This is a genomic window from Actinomycetota bacterium (assembly GCA_036280995.1).
Taxonomy (GTDB): domain Bacteria; phylum Actinomycetota; class CALGFH01; order CALGFH01; family CALGFH01; genus CALGFH01.
In genome coordinates this window covers 1-3615 of record DASUPQ010000031.1, presented here as the reverse complement: position 1 = coordinate 3615, position 3615 = coordinate 1, and the positions used below count along the sequence as shown (strand labels likewise).

Here is a 3615-nt window from a genome sequence, read left to right as displayed (position 1 = left end):
TGCACGGGCCCTGCTTCTAAGATCCAACTTTCTTGGTTGTAGTAGGTCATGCCCACCCTCATCCGGACCTCACCTCCAGCTCTGTCCACCGGTCGCCGCCGGCATGCGGCGATGGAAGGGAGGGATCATGCGGTCAAGAGGGAGTCCTGAGCCGCGGCGCCGCGGGCGCCCGCGGGCCGTGTTGGTGGCGCTCCTGGGCGCCACCCTGCTGCTGCTCGGGCCGCCCGCCTCGGCGGCGACCTGGACCCGGGTGGCCAGCCCGAACCTCACCCAGTTCGACAACGTGCTCTTTGGGGTCGACGCGACCTCGTCCTCCAACGCGTGGGCGGTGGGCCGGGCCGACGACGTCAGCAGCCCGTTCCGCCGTCCACTCATCCAGCGGTGGAACGGCACCAGCTGGACCATCGTGTCGAGCCCGCGGCCCGCCGTCGACAGCGAGCTGCGCGACGTCGACGCCAGCTCGGCCAGCAACGCCTGGGCGGTCGGCTTCACCAGCGGCGCCTCGTCGGCCGCGCTGCTCCAGCGCTGGAACGGCACGAGCTGGAGGACCGTTCCGGGCCCGAGCGGGTCAGGCATCCTGCTCGGGGTCAAGACACTGTCGGCCAGCGACGCCTGGGTGGTCGGCAGCCGCAGCACCGTCGGTTCCTTCGACTCCATGGCGGCCAGGTGGAACGGCACCAGCTGGACGCCGGTGGCCACCCCCATCCCGGACAGCCAGCTCGGCAGCCAGCTCAACGCGATCGACGGGACCTCCTCCAGCAACCTGTGGGCGGTCGGCCAGGCCGGGGGCGGCGACTACCAGGTCAGCCAGCCGATCATCCTGCGCTGGAACGGGTCGGCCTGGAGCGCCGTCGCCACCCCGGCCGCCATCGACGCCACCCTGGAGGGCGTGGTCGCGCTGGCCAGCAACGACGTCTGGGCGGTCGGCCGGGAGTTCAACCGTGACCTGCTGTGGCACGTGCCGTGGGTGCTGCACTGGAACGGCCAGAGCTGGCGCAAGGTCGCCGCGCCGGCGGTGCTGGGTGCCGGGCTGTCGGCCGTCACCGCGCTCTCACCCACCAAGGTGTACGCGGTCGGCGGGGGGTCGCTGGTCCTGCGCTGGAACGGCAGCAGCTGGACCCGCGAGTCGATCCCAAGCTCGGCCGGCTCCCTCTGGGACGCGGCGGCGCTCGGGCCGAGCACGGTGTGGGCGGCCGGCCAACGCACCCGCACCAACGGGGCCAGCGGCACCTCGATCCTGCGCACCACCAACGGCTGACCCGAGGACGGGGGTTCCCACACCGCCTCCGGTCAGCGGCCGGCGACGGCAGCGGCCAGGCGGCCGCGCGCCGGGAACCGGCCGTACAGCTCCCGGGGGCGGGCGGCGCCCGCCTCTCCGACGCGGTCCGCTATCGGGCCGACCACCGCTACTGGGTGCCGGTCCATGCTTCTGTGCGTGGAGGGCCGGACCGACCATGCCCCGGTGGGGTGTAGGCCTCGCGGTGGGGGTCGATCATCCCCGCCGCCTGGAGCTTCATGCTGGCCGCCGGGCGCACGGGCTGGGCACCGTCTGGACCACCTTCCACCTGCGCCACGAGCGGGAGGCGGCCGAGATCCTCGGGATCCCGTTCGATGAGGTGATGCAGGCCGCGCTCACCCGGTCGCCTACACCAGCGGCACCGACTTCCGGCCCGCCGCCCACCACCCCTTGGACACGATGGTCCACTTGGAGCAGTGGTAGGCCGGCTGGGAGCCGGCCCACAGATGACCCGCCCGGCCATCTGGGCGCTCCTTCGGCGATGTGACAGGGATATGTCACCTTGCACCGGAGCCTGCGCGTCGGGCACCCCGGTCGCGGCCGTGGGGCCAGCGGTGAAGTGGCAGGGAATGGGCCGTTCCCTTCCCTGCCGTCCCGCGTCACGGTCGGTCGGTAGCTGTGGCCTGGACAGTCCTGTCTGCACAGGATCGCCAGGCGTGGCTTGGCCATCCGGAGCAGCTGCTGCTCGGTCACGGGGTCTCCTTCTTGGTTGGAGACCCGAAGTATCAACCATCCCCATCAGTTCCAGACACGTGGCCCACCTAGCCGCCACGACCCGGGCGCTCGCTCTGGGCTGGATCTGCCGGAGCCGGGGCCATAGCCTGGTCGGGCGAACAGAGGAGGTGGCGGTCGCGTGAAGGCGATGCGGTGGCACGGCCGCCGCGACGTCCGCTTCGAAGAGGTGCCCGACGCGCCCGAGCCCGGCGCGGCCGAGGTCCGCGTCCGCGTCGCCTGGTGCGGCATCTGCGGCACGGACGTGCACGAGTACCTACACGGCCCGTTCGTGATCCCGACACGGCCGCACCCGATTACCGGGGTGGCGGCGCCGGTGGTCATCGGCCACGAGGTCGCCGGCGTCGTGGACGAGGTCGGCGGCGGCGTGCGCGGGCTGGAGCCTGGCCAGCCGGTGGCGCTGGACGGGCTGATCCCGTGCCGGTCGTGCGTCGCCTGCGGCGCCGGCCTTCCCAACCTTTGCCGAACCTTCGCCCACATCGGCTTCTCCGCCTCCGGCGGAGGGCTTGCCGAGGCCCTGACCGTGCCCGCTTCGATGGCGGTGGTCCCGGCGGCCGAGGTGCCGCTCGACGTGCTGGCGCTCGCCGAGCCGGTGTCCGTCGCGGTGCGTTCGGTGGGCCGGGCCGCGCTGCGGCCTGGCCAGGAGCTGCTGGTCCTCGGCGCCGGGACGATCGGGCTGGCGGTGGCGGAGGTCTGCCGCATCGAGCACGACGCCGAGGTGGTGCTCGCCGACCGCTCGGCCTGGCGCCTGGGCAAGGCCGCCCGGCTCGGGTTCGGTACCTTGCACGCCGGCGAGTTGCACGGCCTGGCGGGGAGCTGGGACGTGCCGGTGGTGTTCGACTGTACCGGCGCGTCCGAGGCCGTCGGCCTGGCGATGCCGCTGGTCTCGCCGGGCGGTCGCGTCGTCGTGGTGGGGTTCCCGGCGACGCCGGCCAGCGTCGACCTGGCCGACCTCGCCCTGCGGGAGATCTCTCTGGTCGGCACGATGAGCCACTTGGTCACCTCTGACTTCCCCCGCGCGGTCGGGCTGTTGGTCTCAAGAGAGCTGCGCGCCGCGGAGCTGATCACCAGCCGCATCCCGCTCGCGGACACGGTGCCTGGGGGCCTGGACCGCCTCGCCGGCCCGGACGGCCAGGAGCAGGTCAAGATCCTCGTCTCGCCGGAGCTGTAGCGGAGGGCGTTGCGGCGGGTGACGCCAGCGAACCAGCGCGCACGTCCTGGGGTGCGCCGCTGATCAGCGGGTCGGGGCGCGAGGCGGCGCTGGAATTCGAGGTGACGGAACTGGTAGACCGTGCCGGCTGGGAGTCGCGCGACCTTCCCCGCGGGGACCTCCACTTCCTGGTGTCGCCAGCAAATGCGGGCAACTCGAGCCTTCCATGCCGAGGTGACATCCCAGGTCGACACGTCGGCGAAGGGCCGTTGTCGCAGTGAATCGGCCATTTGCTGCGACGACCGCCGACGCCGACATCCCGGACCTGGGCTGTAGTGGTTGTGCGGGCTGCTCGAGCTGCGTGCGTTTGCTTAGACACCCCGAAAGGGGTGCCTCCGTGGGGGAAGGTCGTCCGGCTCCCAGGCGGGACAGTCCT

General features: G+C 72.4%; 2 protein-coding genes. Both read left to right on the top strand.

Going from position 1 to position 3615, the window contains the following annotated elements; all coding sequences use genetic code 11:
• Window positions 1-178 precede the first annotated feature (178 nt).
• Window positions 179-1258, top strand: coding sequence for a hypothetical protein (locus VF468_00795; GenBank protein ID HEX5876862.1), 1080 nt, complete (start codon window positions 179-181; stop codon window positions 1256-1258).
• Window positions 1259-2159: 901 nt separating this feature from the next.
• Window positions 2160-3200, top strand: coding sequence for an alcohol dehydrogenase catalytic domain-containing protein (locus VF468_00790; protein HEX5876861.1), 1041 nt, complete (start codon window positions 2160-2162; stop codon window positions 3198-3200).
• The last annotated feature ends 415 nt before the right edge of the window (window positions 3201-3615 follow it).

Excerpts from the sequence above, each read along its gene's own strand:
- VF468_00790 (HEX5876861.1), top strand. The coding sequence starts at position 2,160 with ATGCGGTGGCACGGCCGCCGCGACGTCCGCTTCGAAGAGGTGCCCGAC.